We start from the raw sequence: 18,055 nt of genomic DNA on the forward strand, positions 1-18,055 counted from the left end.
GAACGCTCGAGCCCTGCAAATGCGTCCATCTCAGAACCCGGTTCATCCCCACGCACGTGGGGAACGCGCGTGAACACGCAGCTGATGCTGGTCGGCGCGCGGTTCATCCCCACGCACGTGGGGAACGCTGCCGGCGACCGGGCGGGCGCGTGATGTTCGCCGGTTCATCCCCACGCACGTGGGGAACGCGGATCGGCAGCCGGGGAATGGCTGTAAAGCGTCGGTTCATCCCCACGCACGTGGGGAACGCTCATGCCGGGTGGCTCATGCCGCGCGTTGACTACGGTTCATCCCCACGCACGTGGGGAACGCTATTTCAATCGCAATTTGGATCGCTTCACTGCCGGTTCATCCCCACGCACGTGGGGAACGCGGCGATGCGCCGTCGACCATCGACCAGCCGCGCGGTTCATCCCCACGCACGTGGGGAACGCGGCGACGAACGGCAGCGCGCGATTCATGTTCACGGTTCATCCCCACGCACGTGGGGAACGCCCGGCCGCGCCCGGCATGCGTGACGAGCGTCACGGTTCATCCCCACGCACGTGGGGAACGCATGAGGGTCTGGCCGCGCTCGCCCGGCGGGGCCGGTTCATCCCCACGCACGTGGGGAACGCTCCTGCAATCGTTTGCAGCCCGGCCAGCGCAGCGGTTCATCCCCACGCACGTGGGGAACGCCGCAAGGTCGACGAGATCGAGGATGAGGCCCGCGGTTCATCCCCACGCACGTGGGGAACGCTGCTCGATGTCGGTCAGGCGCAGATACAGGCGCGGTTCATCCCCACGCACGTGGGGAACGCCGCGTGCCCAAGGAAAGCAAGACGCTCGCAGGCGGTTCATCCCCACGCACGTGGGGAACGCGGCACTTGGACGTTCAGCAACTCCAGATCCGACGGTTCATCCCCACGCACGTGGGGAACGCACCCAGCAAGCGGCGCACCCGGGCGACATGTTCGGTTCATCCCCACGCACGTGGGGAACGCCAATGGCAGGCCATAGGCTGCTCGAACGGGGTCGGTTCATCCCCACGCACGTGGGGAACGCCAGCGCGAAAGCGACGCGACCGACATGTTTGGCGGTTCATCCCCACGCACGTGGGGAACGCGACCGTGCGCATCGTGCCGCCACTCGCGGCCAGGGTTCATCCCCACGCCCGTGGGGAACGCCTGGCGCGGGCGGCACTCGAATCGCAGGGCGACGGTTCATCCCCACGCCCGTGGGGAACGCCGCCCAGGCTCGGCGATGTGCCAGTCGTGGCGCGGTTCATCCCCACGCCCGTGGGGAACGCAACAGCTTCTTCATCGATTTTTCCGAGCAGGACGGTTCATCCCCACGCCCGTGGGGAACGCATGCACCTCTATTTCGACAGCAACGAGATGGCCGGTTCATCCCCACGCCCGTGGGGAACGCGGTGTCGTTGATCTTCTTCGCGGCGTCGTGGGCGGTTCATCCCCACGCCCGTGGGGAACGCGTCATGCGTGATGACCGCGACTACTGGCGCACCGGTTCATCCCCACGCCCGTGGGGAACGCACTAACCCTAACTCACTGATTTTTAAAGCGCTTTCCACCTCCGAAATTTCCACCGAAAAATTCCGATGAAAATTCACCCATCCGAACCACCGACTTCCGGATGAAAACTCACCAGCTGCACCCCATCGAAATCCACCCCCACGCGCCGGTTCGCCCCCAGCGTCATGAACTCGAACCCCGCCTCGTTGCCGCTGCGCCAGGCGATCACGGCATTGCCGTCCTCGATGCCCTCTTCCACCTGCGCCCAGATGTGCTCGCGCACGCGCTTCGAGTAGTTGCCCACGTAGACGCCGGCGCGGATCTCCAGCAGCCACACCGCCAGCCGGCCACGCAGGCGCGGCGGCGCGTTCTCAAGAACGATGACCAGCATCGCCGACGCTTTCGGGATTGGGGATGGCCGGGCCGACGGCATCGTCGGGCGCGGCGGGCGGGCTGATCTCGCCGGCGGCGAGCATCGTCTCGATGTCGGGAATGATGCGTTCGAGCAGCCGCGTCTGGCGGAACACGTCGCGGCAGGCCAGCCGCACCGCGCGCTCCACATTGCCCACCGGTGCCGACGCCACCTTGAAGGCCACCGGCACCACGGTCTCGAACTTGTAGACGTCGGCCACGTCGTACACGAAGGACAGCGGCTTGCCGGTGTGGATGAAGCCCACCGCCGGCGCATAGCCGGCCGCGAGTACCGCCGCCTCGGTCACGCCGTACAGGCAGGAGGTGGCCGCCGACAGGCAGCGGTTGGCGATGTCGCTGGCGTCCCAGTCGTGCTGGTCGTAGTCGCGGCCCGACCATTTCACGCCGTACTTCTGCGCGAGCAGCTGGTAGCTGCGCCGCACCCGCGCGCCCTCGATGCCGCGCAGCTGCTCCACGCTGCGGCGCGCCGGCGGCTCCTCACCGAAGCGGATCGCGTACATCTTGCGCACCACCTTGAGCCGCAGGTTGTCGTCGAGCGCGAGCCGGGCCTGATACAGCAGCCGGTCAGCGCGCGCCCCGCCCGGCTGGCCCGACGAGTACAGCCGCACGCCGGCCTCGCCGACCCACACCAGCAGCGTGCCCACGCGCGCCGCCAGCGCCGCCGCCCGATGCGACACGCGCGTGCCCGGCTCCAGCATCACGCAGGCGATGCCGCCGACCGGAATCTGCGTGCGGATGCCGGTCACATCCACGACAACCAAGGCGCCGTCGAGCACATCGAGCTCGCCCTTCTCGATGAAGACGACTGACAGCCGCTCCTTGATCGGGATGGGCTTGAGCGGCGGCAGCGGCGCGGCCACGGTCGCGCGTCAGGCGGCAGGCCGCACCAGCAGCAGCCCGCAGCCAAACGCGCGCGCCGTGCCGATGCCCTCGGCCAGCGTGCGCGCGAAGGCGGCCGGCTCGGTCACGACCAGCTCGCCACTGAAATCCACCGACGAGAAGCTCAGCTCGCGCTCGGCGGTGCGGCGCTCGTGGCGGCCGTGCTGGGTGTAGGCATCGACGACCAGCGCCGCGCGGTCGAGCGCGAAGCCGCAGCGCTCGGCGCGCCGGTCGAGCCAGTGGCCGGCGGCATCGCTCACCAACTCGTAGAGCGGCGGGCGCTCGTCCTCGGGCAGATCGTCCCAACGCGCAAGGCCGCGCTCGGCGAGCAGCTTCTTCTTGGCTTCCATCACCACGTCGTGTCGGCTCGACTTGCCGTCGCGGCCGTGGCGCACGGTGGGATTGGCGCGCAGCTCGAAGGCGAGGCGGTCGCCGGCGCGCAGTTGCGGCGCGTAGTCGCGCACGCGCACCTCCCAGCCCGGGTCGGCGGCGCCGGGCGCGCGCTGCGACACCACGTAGTAGCGCGGCAGGCCGCCCACGTCGCGCCGGCGGTAGAGAAAGTCGCGCGGCGTGCCTTCGGGCGCAGCGAACAGGCGCCACAGCCACTGGTGCTCGGCATAGGGGCCGTCGAGACGCTGGCGCGCGGCTTCGCGCTCGCGGCCCTCGGCCGGCACGATCAGGCTGAAGAACATGGTCAAGCCTCCGGATCGAGGATGGCGACATGCTCGGCGCGGTCGCCGAACAGCCAGCCGGTGCGGCGGATCACACGGTCCTTGCGCACGGTGGTCATGACCGAGGCGTCGGCCGCGTCGATGCCGGCGTTGGCGCCGTCGGCCCAGGCCAGCCGCGCGATGCTGCCGAGCGTCTCGTCGGCGGCGGGCGCAAAGCGCTGGCCACGCTCGGCGCGCGTCGCCTCGGTAACGCGTGCGACAACGGCGGCATGGCGCGCCCGGTAGTCCTCGAAGGCAGCGCGCGCCGATTCGGCCTCGATGACCTGGGGCCACAGCGGCGCGGCCGGTGGGCAGCTCTTGCGGCCGAGGTAGAGCACGAAGCGCGGCCGTCTCAGCACGGCAGCCAGCACCGCCAGCGGCCAGTGCACTTCTGCACGCGCTTGCAGCGCGACCAGATAGCTCGCGTTCTGGCGGTAGTCGCGCGTGGACAGGATGGTCGTGAGGTCGCGCGACGGCAGCGCCAGTTCATCGCGCCGGCTGCGGTGCGGCCGGCCCTTGAGCGCGGCACGCGGCGGCACCTGGGCCGTGTGGTAGTCGCGCAGCAGGCTGCCGCCGGCCGGCGCACCGTGGCGGCCGAAGCCGTCGTCGGCCCTGGCCTCGGCCAGCACTGCGACGGTGAAGACATAGCCGTCGCGCAGCGCCGCATGCGCGGCCTCGTCCTCGCGCACGATGCCGAGCGCCGCGCCGAGCAGCCCGACCAGCGCCGACTGCGACGGATGCTCGGCCGTGCCGCGAAACTCGCCCACCGCCGGCTCGCCCCAGGACGCCAGCGGCGCCCGGAGCTGAAACACGAGAAAGTCCATCGCGCTCAGCCCGCGACGAAGGCGGCGAGGTCGGCGAGCGTGCCTGCGGGCGTCTCGACGTTCAGCGTGTAGCTGTCATCCGCGCAGGCGCCGTACACCGCGTCGAAGTTGCGCTTGCGCGTCTCGATGGCCGTGACGGCCTTGTCGAAGATGTCTTCGTCGGCCTGCGGCTTGACCGGCTTGAGAAAGGCCTGCACCAGCGAGCGCGGCTGCTGGTCGCCCTTCTCGGCCAGCACAAAGCCGGCATAGGCGCGCGAGGCGAAGCTGGCCTGCATGCCGGTCGGCGACACCTTGGTCACGGCGCTCACCAAGGCTTCGAGCGCGCGCTTGACCAGCGCTGCGTCGCCGCCGAGGTTCTGCGCCAGCAACTCGCGGTCGATGGCGATGTAGAGGTAGAACAGGCCCGCGCCATAGCCGCGCTCGCCGATGTGGCCGGCGCCCGAGTCGGTCTTGTTGAGGTCGTCGACCGCGCTGAAATAGTCGTCCTCCACCGCCGCGCGATGCACGGTGATGGCGTGCGCGACCTGCACGGCGGCATCCACGTTGAACTCGGGCGAGTCGGCCAGCATGCGGCCGAACATGGCGATGTCGACCGCGCGGCGCGGCCGGCCGAGCAGCTTGAGTTCATCGGCGCTCGGCGCTTCCTTGCGCGCGACGAGCGTGGCGACCAGCGCGTCGATGGCTGCGATTTCCTCGGGGCTGAAATGCGCGAGCTGCTCGATGTCGAGATCGCCGAGCGGGTCCGCGTCCTTGTCCTTTTTCTCGGGCTTGAGCTTGCCGAACTGCTTGGCGATGTCCTTGGCCCATTCGCGCGCCAGCTTGTCGCTCACGCCGCCCGCGACCAGCGCGGCGTACACGTCGCGGCCCTTGCGCTTGGTGCGCGTGCCGAGGCTGCCGGCCAGCTCCACCTCGAACACGTCCGAGGTGCGCCAGGCGCGCTTCTGGCTCTGCGACGAGATGCGCAGGCGCGTGGCATCGCCGAGCTGTGCGGTCTTGGGCCGACCGGTGTCGTCACGGTTGAGGTTGGACGGCGGATAGCTGGTGAGCAGATGGAGCTGGACGAAGCGGGACATGGCGCGGGGTTCCTGAATGCGGTGGTTGGGCTGCTGGCTGCGGAGCAAAAGATTCATTCGCCGGACGGCTTCCAGTCGTACTGGTAGGCCCAGCGTTTCTGCGTCTGTTCGTTCCAGTTGTAGATGTCGTTGGCGAGGCTCATGACATCGACGGTGTCGCCCAGCAGCGGCAGCGCACGGCGCAGGCCGACGAACAGCGCGTCGAGGTCGGGCGCTTCGAGCAGGCGTGCAAAGCGCAGGTCGCTGACCGGATTGCGGTCGGCGCCGTCGGCGCGGCGGCTGGCGGCCTTGGGCAGCGTCAGGTCGTCGACCGAGGTGCCCACATGCGCCAGCAGCCCGACGGCGGCGGCGAGCCGGTCGCGGTCGGCCGCGAACCACGCCTCGCCGTCCTCGCGCGCGGCTTCCATCGAATGCAGCACGCGCTGGAAGCCCGGCGCGAGCGCCACGGCGGTAAGGCTGCCGGCGCGGCGCAGCGCGGCGCGGTCGGCGCGCAGGCCGCCCGACACCTCGGGCGACGCCAGGCGCGTCCACCAGTCGAACAACACCTTGCCGGGGCCGTCGCCCCGAAGCAGCTTGGCGGGTCTGGACATGCGTTCTCCTCAGGTGGCCTTGCGGGCAGTCTTGCGGGCGGGTTTGTTCTTGGGGGCGTCGGGCGGCGCGGGCAGCTTGAGCGCGTCGCGCAGCTTGGGTCCGTCGAGGTTGCGGCGCAGCTGCTCGTGCGCGGCCTTGATGCGTGCCGGGTTCTGCGCATGCACCGGCCCGGCACCGACGAATTCCTTGTCGAACAGCCGCAGCGCGGCCTGCCGCAACTGGCCGCGCCAGCCGCCGGTGCGTGCCACCGGATCCCAGTCGACGTTGTCGCGCGCGGCGGCAATGCGCTCGCGCAGCAGTGCATAGAAGCCCGGCTCGGTGCGGCTCCAGAAGCTGGCGTCGACGAAGCTGTAGTCGCCGCGCGCATCGCCGCTGAACCACGCGTCCTTCACCGCATTGCGCAGATAGCTGGCGGCCAGCTCGGCGCCGCCGACCCAGGCGCCGATGTCATGGCGCAGCGCCTCGCGTTCGCGCGGACCGCAGTCGCCGAGCGCGTAGAGCGGCATCACCGACTCGTACCAGCAGCGCGGCTTCATGTTGTCCATGTCGTAGCCGAAGGCCCACAGGCGCAGCTCGGTGCGGTGGTCGCGCTCGATGTTGTCCTCGAAGAAGGCCGACACCACGCGCGCGCTGCGCCGCACCTGCTTGTCGTTGTCGAGCCCGAGCACGAAGCCCTGCCAGTGCCGGTAGCCGATGCCGCCGGGCTGGGGATGCAGCGGCAGCCACTCGTCCTTCACCTGGTAGTAGGGCGACAGCGGGTGATCCCAGGCGCCCTTGTAGTTGAGGCCGTAGTTGCGCGTGACGTACTGGGCCACGAGCCGCTCGGACGGCTCGCCGCAGAGATCGCAATTGCCCGGCTGCACGGCATCGAAATCGAGCCGGATGCGGCGCGGCATGGCCCAGTACACATGCAGCGGATGCACCTGCGCCGGGGCGAGCGCGCCGTCCTTGCTCTGGAGCCGCTCGATCGGCCCCAGCCACGGAAACAGCAGGATTTGCTCGGCGCAGTTGGCATCGCCGCCGACCTGATTGAACAGCGGCACCGGCAGCAGGTTGAGACAGAGCGTTTGCCACAGGCTGGCGGGCCGGCCCGCCACCGGCGGCGGCAGCAGCACCGTGGTGAGCGGCCCGCCGCCGCGCAGCCCGGTGCGATGCCCGGCACCGCCCGACGGCGCATTGGTCTGCAAGGTGTAGAGCGCCAGCACCGCGCAATGCGGGCACAGCCGCTCGATGCGACCGCGCTTGGTGAAGTGATCGCCGTTGTTGCGCAGTGCGTTCTCGCCCGGCGAATCGATGAGCAGATTGGCGATCGCGACGGGCTCGCCATCCTTCGCGCGCAGGGCGTGATCCTGCATGAAGCGCGGGCCGTCGCCGTCGTAGACGAAGTGCGGCGCGAGCGGCGCGAACAGCGCCTTCAACGTGTCGGCGTCGGGCGGCGAGAGCAGCCACTGGCGCCATTCGCGGCGGTTCTGCGCCGTGGTGACGGTTTGCAGCAGCGCGATCCAGAACTGGAACAGCGCGGCGTTGAAGTCGGCGCGTGGCGCGTCGAAGGCGACGATGTCGGGCCGCGCCAGCTCGAACGCGGCGACGACATCGCGCCGGCCGTCGCTGAGGCGGACAGGAATCCAGCGTTCAAACAGAAGTGACATGCGGGTGGCGCTCCGGGTGACTTGGCGCCGGCTGGAGGTCAGTGGCGCCTCCGCATTCAAATTTTCAAAGATTGTTTTGGATAGTGTTGTTCAAGATTTGTCCGAGAACTGCACCACGAATCGGAGGCGAAGAGCGCCGCAAAACCCGCGTGCGACACTCGGCCGGCGTTCTCCATCGTCATGGAGATGAACCGATTGTCTTGGTCAGCGCGGCATCGGTCCCGCACCGTTCCTCACCCCAGTGGGGCCAGGGCGCCCGACGCATCGCCGTCCGGCGCCCTTTCTTCTTCCAGCACCAGCCCGGTCAGGGGCGAGTAGTGCCAGCGCGCCGGCAGCTCGGTCTTCTCGTCGCGCGCCAGCCGCAGCGCAGCGCCGACCAGCCCGCCCGCGCCATCGTCTTCAAGCGGCAGCAGTACCGACCACTTGCCCTGCCCCGGCAGCCGCGCCGCGCACTCGGCCAGCGCCGCGGCGCGCGCGGCATCGCGCGGCTCGGGCACGTTGCAGATGAGCCGGCGCGCGATGCGCACGCTGCTGTAGGCCCAGGCGGCGCGCGGGTCGGCATGCGCATGCAGCGGATGCAGCTCGGCGCCGTGCCAGCGGCACAGCAGCACATCGAGCGTGTCCTCGCCGAGCCGCGACGGCGCCGACACTTCCACGTCCCATTCGGTGCCGCGCCGCTCGTAACCGAGGTCGCGGCTTACGGCATTGGCGTCGGCCAGGCTGGCGTCGCCGTAGTCCTTGCCTTCGGCGCGGTTGGCGCTGCCGTGCAGGCCGGCGGGCAGCTCGGCCTCGTTGCCGTACACGGCTTCGATGAGCGCGCGCGCGTTGTCGGGCATGGTGAAGCTGCCCGCGCGCAGCGCCTGCGCCGTGAGCCAAAGCTGGCCGTGATGCGGATAGACGCCGCTCGCGCGCGGGAAGAAATCCTTGAACCAGTCGTGGCGCGGTTCGTCGACGAAGGCCGGGCCGAAGACGATGAGTTGCGGCTCGCCGCGCGCGTCCTGCGCCTCGGCGCCGGCGAGCACGCGGCCCTCGGCATCGCGCACATGGCGCATGAGCCGGCCGGCGCGCTGCACAAGACGGTCGATGGGCGCGAGGTCGGAGATGAGCAGATCGGCATCGACATCGAGCGATTGCTCGGCGACCTGCGAAGCAATTAACAGCTGACCGCGCCGCTGCTCCGGCCCGCTCTCGCGGCCAAAGGTGGCCAGCACACGCTGCTCGGTGGCGAGCCGGTCGGCGAGCGCGAAGCGGGCATGGAACACGGTGACCTTGTCGACCGGCAGATGCGGCGCCAGCGCGGCATGCGCATCGAGCACGTCGGCGACGGTGTTGCGGATCCAGGCGACGCAGCGGCCGGCGGCGAGCGCATCGAGGATGCGGCGCTGGAGTGCGGCGGGGTCGGATTCATGCTGCACGGTCACGCGGCGACGCACTGCCGCGCGGGTGGCGATGGGCTGCTCGCTCAGGGCGTCATCCGACTCGGCGATCCAGGATGTGACGAGCGGGTAGTCGCCGGCATGCGGCGGTGCAGCCGTCTCACCGGCCCCGCGCGCAAAAGCGTCGAGCAGACGGCGCTTCATGCGCATGGGCAGCGTGGCCGACAGCAGGATGGCGCTGCCGCCGGCCTGGGCGTGGAACTCCAGCAGCCGCTCCAGCGTGCGCAGCATGTAGGCGTCGCAGGCGTGCACTTCATCGACCACCAGCACCTTGCGGAACAGCCCGAGCAGCCGCAGCGACTGGTGCTTGCTGCGCAGCGTGCCGAGCAGCGCCTGGTCGATGGTGCCGACGCCGGCTGGCGCGAGCAGCGCGCGCTTGTTGTGATCGGCCAGCCAGGCGGTGCAGCGCGCGGTGGCGGTATCGGCGCCCTCCTCCGCCTCGGCATCGCTGTCGTCGCGGCCGGGGCGCAGGACGGTGGCGGCAAAGGCCTCGACGAGGTTCTTGCGGCCGTGCGCAAGCGCAAGGCTGGCGTGGTCGCCAAACAGCTTGAGATAGACCTGCGAGATGCGCGCATGCATGGCGTTGGCGGTCGCCATGGTGGGCAGGCCCATGAAGAAGCCGTCGGCGACGCCGGCCGCGATGAGCCGCTGGGTGAGCATGACGGCCGCCTCGGTCTTGCCGGCGCCGGTCACGTCTTCGAGCAGGTGCAGCTGGGGGCGCGACGCGATGGCGACGTCGGCGGCCCAGGCTTGCAATGGCGAGGGCGTGACGATGCCGTCGAACAGCTGGCCGAAGGCGATGGGCGCACGCAGCGGCGTGGCGAACACGCCGGTGGCATCGAGCGCGGCGTCAGCACGCGCAAGGGCATCGGCCCAGTAGCTTGCAAGCGATTGCGAGGCGGTGTCGCGATAGGGAAAGGCGTCGGCGTTGGAGCCGATCCAGTCGGCGAGCACGACGAGGCCGGCGAGCCACCACGAGACGCGCCGGCTGCGCTCGCCGAAATCGGGCTGCGCCGCAAGCGCGGCGGCGGCCGGCGACAGGAACATCGCGCGCATGGCGTCGATGAAGCCGAGCGCGTCGGCGACATTGCGCGGCACCGCGCGGCGCGAATCGGGCCGCGCGCCGAAATGGCCGCACACGCCGATGCCGATGTCGGCGCGCGGCGGCATGCCGTGATGGCCGGTGACGATGCGCACCCAGGGTTCGAGCGCGTCGGTGAGGTCGGCCGGGCTGTCGAAGCTGCCGAACCAGGCGTCGTCGAAGGCGCGCTCGGCGACGTATTCGCGCCAGAAGGCGAAGCCGAGGCTGTCGTGGCGGATGCCGCTGGTCCGGGCTTCGGGACTGCTGCCTTGCAGCCGCTCGACGAGGTCGGCGCGCTGGAGCTGGAAGGTGAGGGAGAACTTGCCGAGGTCGTGCAGCGCCAGCCAGAACGCAAGCCAATCGAGCAGCACGGCGGGCGCGGCGCCGAGCTGGTCGGCGAGCCAGTCGAGCAGGACCGGATGACGGCGGAGGTAGGCCTGACCGACGGCCGCGACATCGAGCGAGTGATGCACGAGCAGGTGCATCTGCGCCGCGCCCTCGGCGCGATGGCTGGGGCGAGCCTTGCCCCAGTAGGCGTGATAGCGGGATGTCGGCATGCGGGTCTCCGTCGGGGCGCGCGGACTATGCCGCAGCGCCGGGCGCGGGCGAATTGGTCCCTTACACCAGTGCCCGCCACCTGCGACACATTGCTTTCCCCGCCTGTGCCTTGAGTGCGCAAATGTCGAAGGACACCCGGCAGGTGCAGTGGTCAACCTGCAAGCCTGTAGATCGGCCGACGTGTACCACCGCTTCCCGGGCGCGGTGGCCTGACGGTTGCGCGTACGCATCCACATAAGACAATCGAGTAGCTGACACGACTGTTCCGGTGAAAAGCTTATTGAGCAGGTCGAACAACCAATACTCCTTCACAGCTGAAGGCATTGGACTTGCATCAAATAGCGGTCCACGATTCAGAATCGTGCAATTATTTTTATGACTGATTACTCTGACATATGCAATCCAAGCCCCCCCAAAACGCCAGTCTTGCGGTTCGATAAACCGCGAGACAGCCTTCGGAAAAATCGAGGCTGAGAAGCTTTACAAAGTCGTTTGCTACGCCAACGGCTATCGCATCGCTGATCTAACGCTTCCATCAGCCCGTCAGTCCTGGGCTGCCGTCTTGAATACAAGCAAGAACACCTGCGCCCAAGCGTCCCTCACAAGCTATAAATATAGATATATATATTTTGATTGATACTTCCCAGCAATTCCGGGTCCGAGGCTAGGCGACCATGCGATTGCCGCAAATCCGAAATCGCATTCCCAATCCCCTCGATAGGTCCTGGCCATCGCTGACACAGACCGGAAATATTTCACGCCTGATCGAATTTATCCCGGGAGCATAAAGTCCATCCCATCGGGGCCGGTTTCATTGCTCCCTACATTCCGGCGCACCCCAATCCACCCTGCGCCGCCCTGAATGTCGTCAACCGTCATCAACCCGTCCGGCAGAAGTGAATGAGTCCCGATCAAGCGGGACCCAACCCCACTCCCGGTTCACCGTCCTCACCCGACGCCTCGGCGACGGCCCCGCTCGACACCGGCCTGATCAGCCTGCTGATGCTGGCCCAGTTCCACGGCCTGGCCGCCGATGCCGCCCGACTGCGGCATGAGCACGGCGCCGAACCCTTCGACATGACCCGGCTGCTTCTCGCGGCCCGCTCGCTCGGCTTCAGTGCGAAGCAGGTGACATCGCATCCGCCCGCCCGGTTGCACCGCGCACCGACGCCCTGCCTCGCCCGCGACACAGAAGGCCGCTTCTTCGTGCTGGCGCGGGTCGACGCCGGCACTTCCGCCCCCGGCGCCGACCTCGATCCCGCCGCTGCCAGGCTGCTGATCCAGCGCCCCGGCGAGCCGCCGCAAAGCCTGTCGGTCGCTGCCTTGCTCCAGTTCTGGCACGGCGAGCTCATCTTCCTCACCAGTCGCGCCAGTTACGCGGGCGCGCTCGCGCGCTTCGACTTCACCTGGTTCATCCCCGCCGTCGTCAAGTACCGCCGCCTGCTCGGCGAGGTACTGCTCGTGTCGCTGGTGCTGCAACTGGTCGGCCTCGTCACGCCGATGTTCTTCCAGGTCGTGATGGACAAGGTGCTGGTCAACCATGCGCTGCAGACGCTCAACGTCATCGCGCTCGGCCTGCTGTGCGCGACGCTGTTCGAGGTCGTGCTCACCGGCATCCGGACCTATGTCTTCGCCCACACCAGCAGCAAGATCGACGTGGAGTTGGGCGCGCGGCTGTTCCGTCATCTGCTCGCGCTGCCGACGAGCTACTTCCAGAGCCGGCGCGTCGGCGATTCGGTCGCGCGCATCCGCGAGCTCGAGAACATCCGGTCCTTCCTCACCGGCAACGCGATGACGGTGCTGCTCGACGTGCTGTTCTCGTTCGTCTTCCTCGCGGTGATGCTCGGCTACAGCCCGGTGCTCACGCTCGTGGTCGTCGCGTCGATCCCGTGCTACGGGCTGCTGTCGCTGCTGTTCACGCCGCTGCTGCGCCGGCGCCTCGACGAGAAGTTCACCAAGGGCGCCGAGAACCAGTCCTTCCTCGTCGAGACGCTCGGCGGCATCGACACCGTGAAGGCGATGGCGGTCGAGCCGCGCTGGCAGCAGAAATGGGAAGGCCAGCTCGCGGGCTACGTGGCCGCCGGCCTGTCCACGACCAACATCGCGACGGTCGCGAGCGGCGGCGTCACGCTCGTCAGCAAGCTCGTGACGCTCGGCATCATGTGGCTCGGTGCCACGCTGGTCATCGACGGCAAGCTGTCGGTCGGCGAGCTGATCGCCTTCAACATGCTGGCCGGCCAGGTGTCGGCGCCGATCCTGCGGCTGGCCCAGCTGTGGAACGACTTCCAGCAGGTCGGCATCTCGATGAGCCGGCTCGGCGACATCCTCAACACCCGCACCGAGATCGAGGGCAGCAAGACCCGCATCCCGCGGCTCGCCGGCCGCGTCGAGTTCGACCAGGTGTCGTTCCGCTACCGGCCCGATGCGGCCGACGTGCTGCGCGGCGTACAGCTGCGCATCGCGCCGGGCGAGGTCATCGGCATCGTCGGCCGCTCGGGCTCGGGCAAGAGCACGCTGACCCGGCTGGTGCAGCGCCTGCATGTGCCCGACCGGGGCCGGGTGCTCATCGACGGCCAGGACATCGGCGTCATCGACACCGCCTCGCTACGGCACCAGATCGGCGTGGTGCTGCAGGAGAACATGCTGTTCAACCGCTCGGTGCGCGACAACATCGCGCTGTCCGATCCGGGCCTGCCGATCGAGGCCATCATCGACGCGGCCCGCCTCGCCGGCGCGCACGACTTCATCTGCGAGCTGCCCGAGGGCTACGACACGATGGTCGGCGAGCACGGCACCGGCCTGTCGGGCGGCCAGCGTCAGCGCATCGCGATCGCGCGTGCCCTGATCGGCAATCCGCGCATCCTCATCCTCGACGAGGCGACCAGCGCGCTCGACTACGAGTCCGAGAAGATCATCCAGGACAACATGCGCGCGATCTGCCGCGGGCGCACCGTGCTCGTCATCGCGCACCGGCTGTCGGCGGTGCGCGATGCCAGCCGCATCGTGGTCATGGAGCGCGGGCAGATCGCCGAAATCGGCAGCCACGACGAACTGCTGCGCCGGCCCGACGGCATCTACGCGCTGCTGCATCGCCTGCAACAGGGCGGGCAGCGCGCGCCCGAGGCCGCCGCGCCCGGTCGCGCCGGGGCCGTGGCAGCGCGCGGCGTGACGATCACCTCGTCGATCCTGCCCGGAGACGCGCGATGAGCCTGCGGCACCGGTTGCAGGCCGTCGGCGTGCTTGCCGGCCACTACGCGCGCACCTTCGGTCACTTCTGGTCGATCCGCCACCAGACGCCGACCGGCTTGTTCCGCGAGGACGAGGCGCAGTTCCTGCCCGCCGCGCTCGCGCTCCAGGAGACGCCGCCATCGCGCACGGTCCGGCTGCTCGGCGGCGTGCTCGTCGCGCTGGTGCTCACGGCGCTGCTGTGGTCGTTCCTCGGCCACCTCGACATCGTCGTGAACGCGCAGGGCAAGGTCATCCCGAGCCAGCGCGTCAAGACCATCGCGGCGGTCGAAACCGGCAGCGTCGTGCGGCTCGATGTGAACGAGGGCCAGACGGTCACGGCCGGCCAGGTGCTGCTCCAGCTCGACACCCGCGTCCACGACGCCGAGCGCGACAAGGCGCGGGGCGACGGCGACGACGCCGTGCTCGTCGCTGCGCGCAACGAGGCCTTCCTCGATGCGCTGGCGCGCAACCGCCCGCCCGCGCTGCCCACGCGCGACGCGCTCAACCGGCGCCACGCCAGCGCGATCGCGCCCGACACCTGGCAGGCGGCGGCCCGCCAGACCGAGCTCCAGTACCAGGACTTCCTGGCCCGCCAGCGCAAGCTGGCCGACGACGTGGCCCACTTCGGCGCCGCGCTGCCGCTGGCCGAGCAGCAGGCCGAGAGCTACCGGCAACTGCTCGCCACGCACGACGTGGCCCTCGTCGCCTGGCAGGACAAGGAGCAGGCGCGGCTGCAATTGCAGGCCCAGCTTGCCGAGGCCCGCAACCAGCTCGCCACGCTCGTGGCCGAGACACGCAAGACCGCCGCCGACCAGCTGGCCGAGGCGCGGCGCCAGACCGCCGCCGCCACGCAGGACGCGCGGCGCGCCAGCGCGTCGGGCCAGCTGCTCACGCTGCGCTCGCCGGTCGACGGCACCGTGCAGCAGCTGGCGGTGCACACGCTCGGCAGCGCGGTGCAGGCCGCCGCGCCGCTGATGCAGATCGTGCCGGCCGGCGGGCCGGTCGAGATCGAGGCCTTCATCGAGAACAAGGACATGGGCTTCGTGCGCGCCGGCCAGCCGGTGGCCGTGAAGGTCGAAACCTTCCAGTACACGAAGTACGGCACCGTGAGCGGCCGGGTGTCGCAGCTGTCGGAGGACGCGATCCAGGACGAGAAGCGCGGCCTCGTCTACTCGGTCAAGGTCGCGCTCGACCGCGCCGTGCTCGAGGTCGACGGCCGCCCCACGCCGATCACGCCCGGCATGGCGGTGAGCGTCGAGATCCGCACCGGCGACCGGCGCGTCATCGACTACGTGCTCGACCCGCTGCTGCGCCATGCGCACGAGGCCGCCAATGAACGCTGAACCGGCCATGTCGACGCGACGCCCGGCGCGCGCCAGGACCTGGCCGGCCCTGGCCGCGCTGCTGCCGCTCGCGCTGCTCGCCGCCGGCTCCCTTCCGGCGCACGCACAGGACCCGATCGACCCGCCGACGCGCTGGCTTTATCCGTTGCACGACCCGCTGCGCGTGCTGCCGCCGCCCGTGCTGGCCGATCTGCCCTTGCCCACCGAGGCCGGCATCGCGATGCCCGACGACTGCGAGCAGGTCGAGGCCGCCTGGTCCGCGCCCCCGGCCGACGGCCCGGAACTGAGCCTGCAGGACGCCATCGACCACGCCGTCTGCCGCAACCCCGAGCTGCGCCAGAGCCGCGCGGCGGTGCAGAACGCGGCTGCCGCGCTCGGTCAGGCGCGCGCGGCCTGGTGGCCGGTGCTGAGCGCCAGCGTCTCGCGCACCCGCCAGGCCCGCACCGACGCATTCACGCGCCCCGACAACGACCGCACCTACGCCACCGGCAACAACCTCGCGATCAGCTGGCGCGTCTACGACTTCGGGCTGCGCGAGAGCCGCGAGCAGGCGCAGGCCAAGCTCGTCGAGGCGAGCGCCGCCGGTCAGGACGCGGCGTTGCGCCGGCTCGTCAACGACGTGGCGCAGCAGTACTTCGCCGCCCAGCACGCGGAGGCGCTGAGCGTGGCGCGCGAACGCAATGTCGAGCTGACCGGGCAGCAGCTGCGCTCGACGCTGAACCGGCAGGACAAGGGACTGGCCGACCAGTCCGAGGTGCTGCAGGCCCGCTCGGCGCTCGCACGCGCGGAGTACGACCTGAGCCTGAGCCGGGGCGACGCGGGGAAGGCCGCCACCACCCTCGGCCATACCGTGGGCCTGCGCGGCACGGCGCGCTACCGGCTGCCGCCCTCGGACCTCGACGCCCTGCCCGACGACGCGCCGGTCGAGCGCGCCGACCGCTGGGCGCCGCTCGACGCCTGGCTCGACGCCGTCACCCGCCGCCATCCGGCCATTGCCGCCGCGCGGGCGCAGGTGGAATCGGCCGAGCACAGCCTGCGCGCGACCCGGCGCGAGGGACTCCCGAGCGTGGAACTGAGCTGGAACCGCTACGAGAACGGGCGCCCCAACCAGAGCCTGTCGGCGCTGTGGAGCATCGAGCGCACCACGGCGCTGACGCTGCGCATCCCGCTGTTCGACGGCTTTGCGCAGACCTACAAGGTGAGCGGCGCGCAGGCGCAGCTGGCGCAGAAGCAGGCCGAGCTGGCCGCCGCCGAGGCGCAGGTGCTGCGCGATGCGCGGTTCCTGCATGCCGATGCGCGCGCCGCGCTCGCGAACCTGAAGGCCGCGCGGCAACTGGCGACCGCGGCGCGCCTCGCGATGGAGTCGTTGCAGCGCAAGTACGAGCGCGGCGCGGCGGATCTGATCCAGATGAACCAGTCGCTCGCGGCGCTCGCGCTCGCGCGGGCGGAACTCATCAAATGCTGGAGCGAGTGGCAGTCGGCGCGGTTGCGGTTGGTGGTGATGGGCGCAGCGGCAACCGAGGCTGGCGCGCTCCGCGCAAGTGGGCGAGGTGAACCGTGAACGAACGCCGTACCGGCCCGAGGTGCTCTGGCGGAGGTTTTCACCCGCGCTGCCGCCCGGTCGTGGATCGACGCCACCGGGAGACGGCGCCTGACGTTGAAGCCCTTGGCAATCCGGTCAATACGGCATGGATCGAGCAGCGAATACCGAAGGGGCGGAAGAAGAATTGCATCGCGCGAAGATTCTCCTGATTCCAACCCGAAGACTTTCGGCAAGGCGAATCGAGAGCCGTTGCACGAGGATCGGCAGTCATTGAAACGAACAGCCCGAATTCCATCGCCGATAAAGATCGTCGCGCGGCCATCCTTGCAACAACTCACCAACTGCTTTTGGCAAAGAGATCAGCAGTGAACAAAAGAATATTGACGGTACTGGCACGTTGCCTCGTCGGATTGACGGCATCGGCTGCACTGACTGGATGCATCGGCGGCATGCTGGAGCGACGGGAAGCGCGTATTCGGTCGGAGACCGCTTATGCGATGTGGCAGGAGCGGTGCAAGAAGTCGGGGGAGTTTATCTACCGGACCGTTGATAACGTAGAAGGGGTGTATTTGTTGAAGGTACGCCCCCAAAAAACAAACTTTGGCGATCAATTTAAACTAAGTGATCCCTATGGTGATGATATGGGCGGCGCTGGATATATAAAGTCATTTCTCCGCAATAGCTATCGAGAAGGGAAAGAGGCTCCTGAGTCAAAAGAAAGCTTTCCGCGCCTTGGCTATCATTACATCGAAGCCGAAGAGCAAAATAACGGAAAACTATACCGTTACACTGGCCGCATTGATGAACCTTGGAAGACTAATAGTGCCGCCCTAGAGGGGTATACGCGATTCGCGTTGACTGCGACCCCTGCCTCCAACCGCACTGCACGCTATGGACTGACCTATGAAGATATCTCAACTCGAGAAGAACGTGAATATTGGATCGCTGGCAGTTTGCTCAGGATAATCGACCTGCAAACCAATGAAGTCATCGCTGAACGAATTGGATATATGGTAGACCTAGGCCAAGGCAATCGCGCAGGAGGACGGTCCCCTTGGCTGTTTGCGGCGGATCATGCCTGCCCAGATTTTCATCGCACCCCAAATCCAAAATATCGAGTGCCTGGTTCCTCTGCACAGTCTTGGCAAACCCTTGATTTCGTCGAAAAAGCCCTCAAGCCCGCCAAATAATTACAAG

The 18,055-nt window shown here is 68.8% G+C and carries 12 protein-coding genes and 1 CRISPR repeat array (1 of these 13 running past the window's edge); of the genes, 4 read left to right on the top strand and 8 right to left on the bottom strand.

Translation table 11 applies throughout. From position 1 onward, the window contains the following. A CRISPR array of direct repeats spans positions 1-1,532; the repeat unit is 29 nt; unit sequence CGGTTCATCCCCACGCACGTGGGGAACGC; it begins 451 nt to the left of the window's first position. A 73-nt stretch (positions 1,533-1,605) separates the two neighbouring features. From cas2e to cas3, 8 genes are all read right to left on the bottom strand, one after another. Beyond that, positions 1,606-1,902 carry a type I-E CRISPR-associated endoribonuclease Cas2e gene (gene cas2e, locus B9P64_RS30115; RefSeq protein ID WP_085315374.1) on the bottom strand — a complete coding sequence of 99 codons (297 nt, stop codon included), beginning with the start codon at positions 1,900-1,902 and terminating at the stop codon, positions 1,606-1,608. Continuing rightward, positions 1,883-2,767, bottom strand: coding sequence for a type I-E CRISPR-associated endonuclease Cas1e (gene cas1e, locus B9P64_RS30110; protein ID WP_217808656.1), 885 nt, complete (start codon positions 2,765-2,767; stop codon positions 1,883-1,885). The genes cas2e and cas1e overlap by 20 nt, the downstream gene beginning before the upstream one ends. A gap of 45 nt (positions 2,768-2,812) precedes the next feature. After that, on the bottom strand, positions 2,813-3,514 hold the full coding sequence (cas6e, locus tag B9P64_RS30105; protein ID WP_085315373.1) for a type I-E CRISPR-associated protein Cas6/Cse3/CasE: 702 nt from the start codon (positions 3,512-3,514) through the stop codon (positions 2,813-2,815). A 2-nt stretch (positions 3,515-3,516) separates the two neighbouring features. Then, on the bottom strand, positions 3,517-4,356 hold the full coding sequence (gene cas5e, locus B9P64_RS30100) for a type I-E CRISPR-associated protein Cas5/CasD (protein ID WP_085315372.1): 840 nt from the start codon (positions 4,354-4,356) through the stop codon (positions 3,517-3,519). 5 nt (positions 4,357-4,361) lie between these two features. Next, positions 4,362-5,429: a type I-E CRISPR-associated protein Cas7/Cse4/CasC gene (gene cas7e, locus B9P64_RS30095; RefSeq protein ID WP_085315371.1), complete on the bottom strand. Its 1,068-nt coding sequence runs from the start codon at positions 5,427-5,429 to the stop codon at positions 4,362-4,364. 53 nt (positions 5,430-5,482) lie between these two features. Further along, a complete protein-coding gene (gene casB, locus B9P64_RS30090; protein ID WP_085315370.1) occupies positions 5,483-6,019 on the bottom strand; it encodes a type I-E CRISPR-associated protein Cse2/CasB in 537 nt (178 codons plus the stop codon). Positions 6,020-6,028: 9 nt separating this feature from the next. Then, positions 6,029-7,669 (bottom strand): type I-E CRISPR-associated protein Cse1/CasA, encoded by a 1,641-nt coding sequence (gene casA / locus B9P64_RS30085; protein WP_085315369.1) that lies wholly within the window; start codon positions 7,667-7,669, stop codon positions 6,029-6,031. 233 nt (positions 7,670-7,902) lie between these two features. Then, positions 7,903-10,743, bottom strand: a complete 2,841-nt coding sequence (gene cas3, locus B9P64_RS30080; protein ID WP_176256746.1) for a CRISPR-associated helicase Cas3' — start codon at positions 10,741-10,743, stop codon at positions 7,903-7,905. Between the two features lie 901 nt (positions 10,744-11,644). Here cas3 and B9P64_RS30075 point away from each other — a divergent pair. The 4 genes from B9P64_RS30075 to B9P64_RS30060 all read left to right on the top strand — a co-directional run bounded on the left by B9P64_RS30075 (position 11,645) and on the right by B9P64_RS30060 (position 18,048). Continuing rightward, positions 11,645-13,951: a type I secretion system permease/ATPase gene (locus tag B9P64_RS30075; protein WP_085315367.1), complete on the top strand. Its 2,307-nt coding sequence runs from the start codon at positions 11,645-11,647 to the stop codon at positions 13,949-13,951. Continuing rightward, positions 13,948-15,315, top strand: a complete 1,368-nt coding sequence (locus tag B9P64_RS30070) for an HlyD family type I secretion periplasmic adaptor subunit (RefSeq protein ID WP_085315366.1) — start codon at positions 13,948-13,950, stop codon at positions 15,313-15,315. The genes B9P64_RS30075 and B9P64_RS30070 overlap by 4 nt, the downstream gene beginning before the upstream one ends. Continuing rightward, positions 15,305-16,876, top strand: a complete 1,572-nt coding sequence (locus B9P64_RS30065) for a TolC family protein (RefSeq protein WP_176256745.1) — start codon at positions 15,305-15,307, stop codon at positions 16,874-16,876. The genes B9P64_RS30070 and B9P64_RS30065 overlap by 11 nt, the downstream gene beginning before the upstream one ends. A gap of 347 nt (positions 16,877-17,223) precedes the next feature. Further along, entirely contained in the window at positions 17,224-18,048 is an 825-nt protein-coding gene (locus B9P64_RS30060; RefSeq protein WP_139826174.1) for a hypothetical protein, read from the top strand. Positions 18,049-18,055 lie beyond the last annotated feature (7 nt).

The sequence above is a fragment of the Derxia lacustris genome, assembly GCF_002105195.1.
In the GTDB taxonomy this organism is placed as follows: Bacteria; Pseudomonadota; Gammaproteobacteria; order Burkholderiales; family Burkholderiaceae_E; genus Derxia; species Derxia lacustris.

What these genes read in the sequence shown, in the direction of transcription:
- cas2e (WP_085315374.1), bottom strand. Translation starts at nt 1,902, where the DNA reads ATGCTGGTCATCGTTCTTGAGAACGCGCCGCCGCGCCTGCGTGGCCGG.
- cas6e (WP_085315373.1), bottom strand. Translation starts at nt 3,514, where the DNA reads ATGTTCTTCAGCCTGATCGTGCCGGCCGAGGGCCGCGAGCGCGAAGCC.
- cas5e (WP_085315372.1), bottom strand. Translation starts at nt 4,356, where the DNA reads ATGGACTTTCTCGTGTTTCAGCTCCGGGCGCCGCTGGCGTCCTGGGGC.
- cas7e (WP_085315371.1), bottom strand. Translation starts at nt 5,429, where the DNA reads ATGTCCCGCTTCGTCCAGCTCCATCTGCTCACCAGCTATCCGCCGTCC.
- casB (WP_085315370.1), bottom strand. Translation starts at nt 6,019, where the DNA reads ATGTCCAGACCCGCCAAGCTGCTTCGGGGCGACGGCCCCGGCAAGGTG.
- casA (WP_085315369.1), bottom strand. Translation starts at nt 7,669, where the DNA reads ATGTCACTTCTGTTTGAACGCTGGATTCCTGTCCGCCTCAGCGACGGC.
- cas3 (WP_176256746.1), bottom strand. Translation starts at nt 10,743, where the DNA reads ATGCCGACATCCCGCTATCACGCCTACTGGGGCAAGGCTCGCCCCAGC.
- B9P64_RS30075 (WP_085315367.1), top strand. Translation starts at nt 11,645, where the DNA reads ATGAGTCCCGATCAAGCGGGACCCAACCCCACTCCCGGTTCACCGTCC.
- B9P64_RS30070 (WP_085315366.1), top strand. Translation starts at nt 13,948, where the DNA reads ATGAGCCTGCGGCACCGGTTGCAGGCCGTCGGCGTGCTTGCCGGCCAC.
- B9P64_RS30065 (WP_176256745.1), top strand. Translation starts at nt 15,305, where the DNA reads ATGAACGCTGAACCGGCCATGTCGACGCGACGCCCGGCGCGCGCCAGG.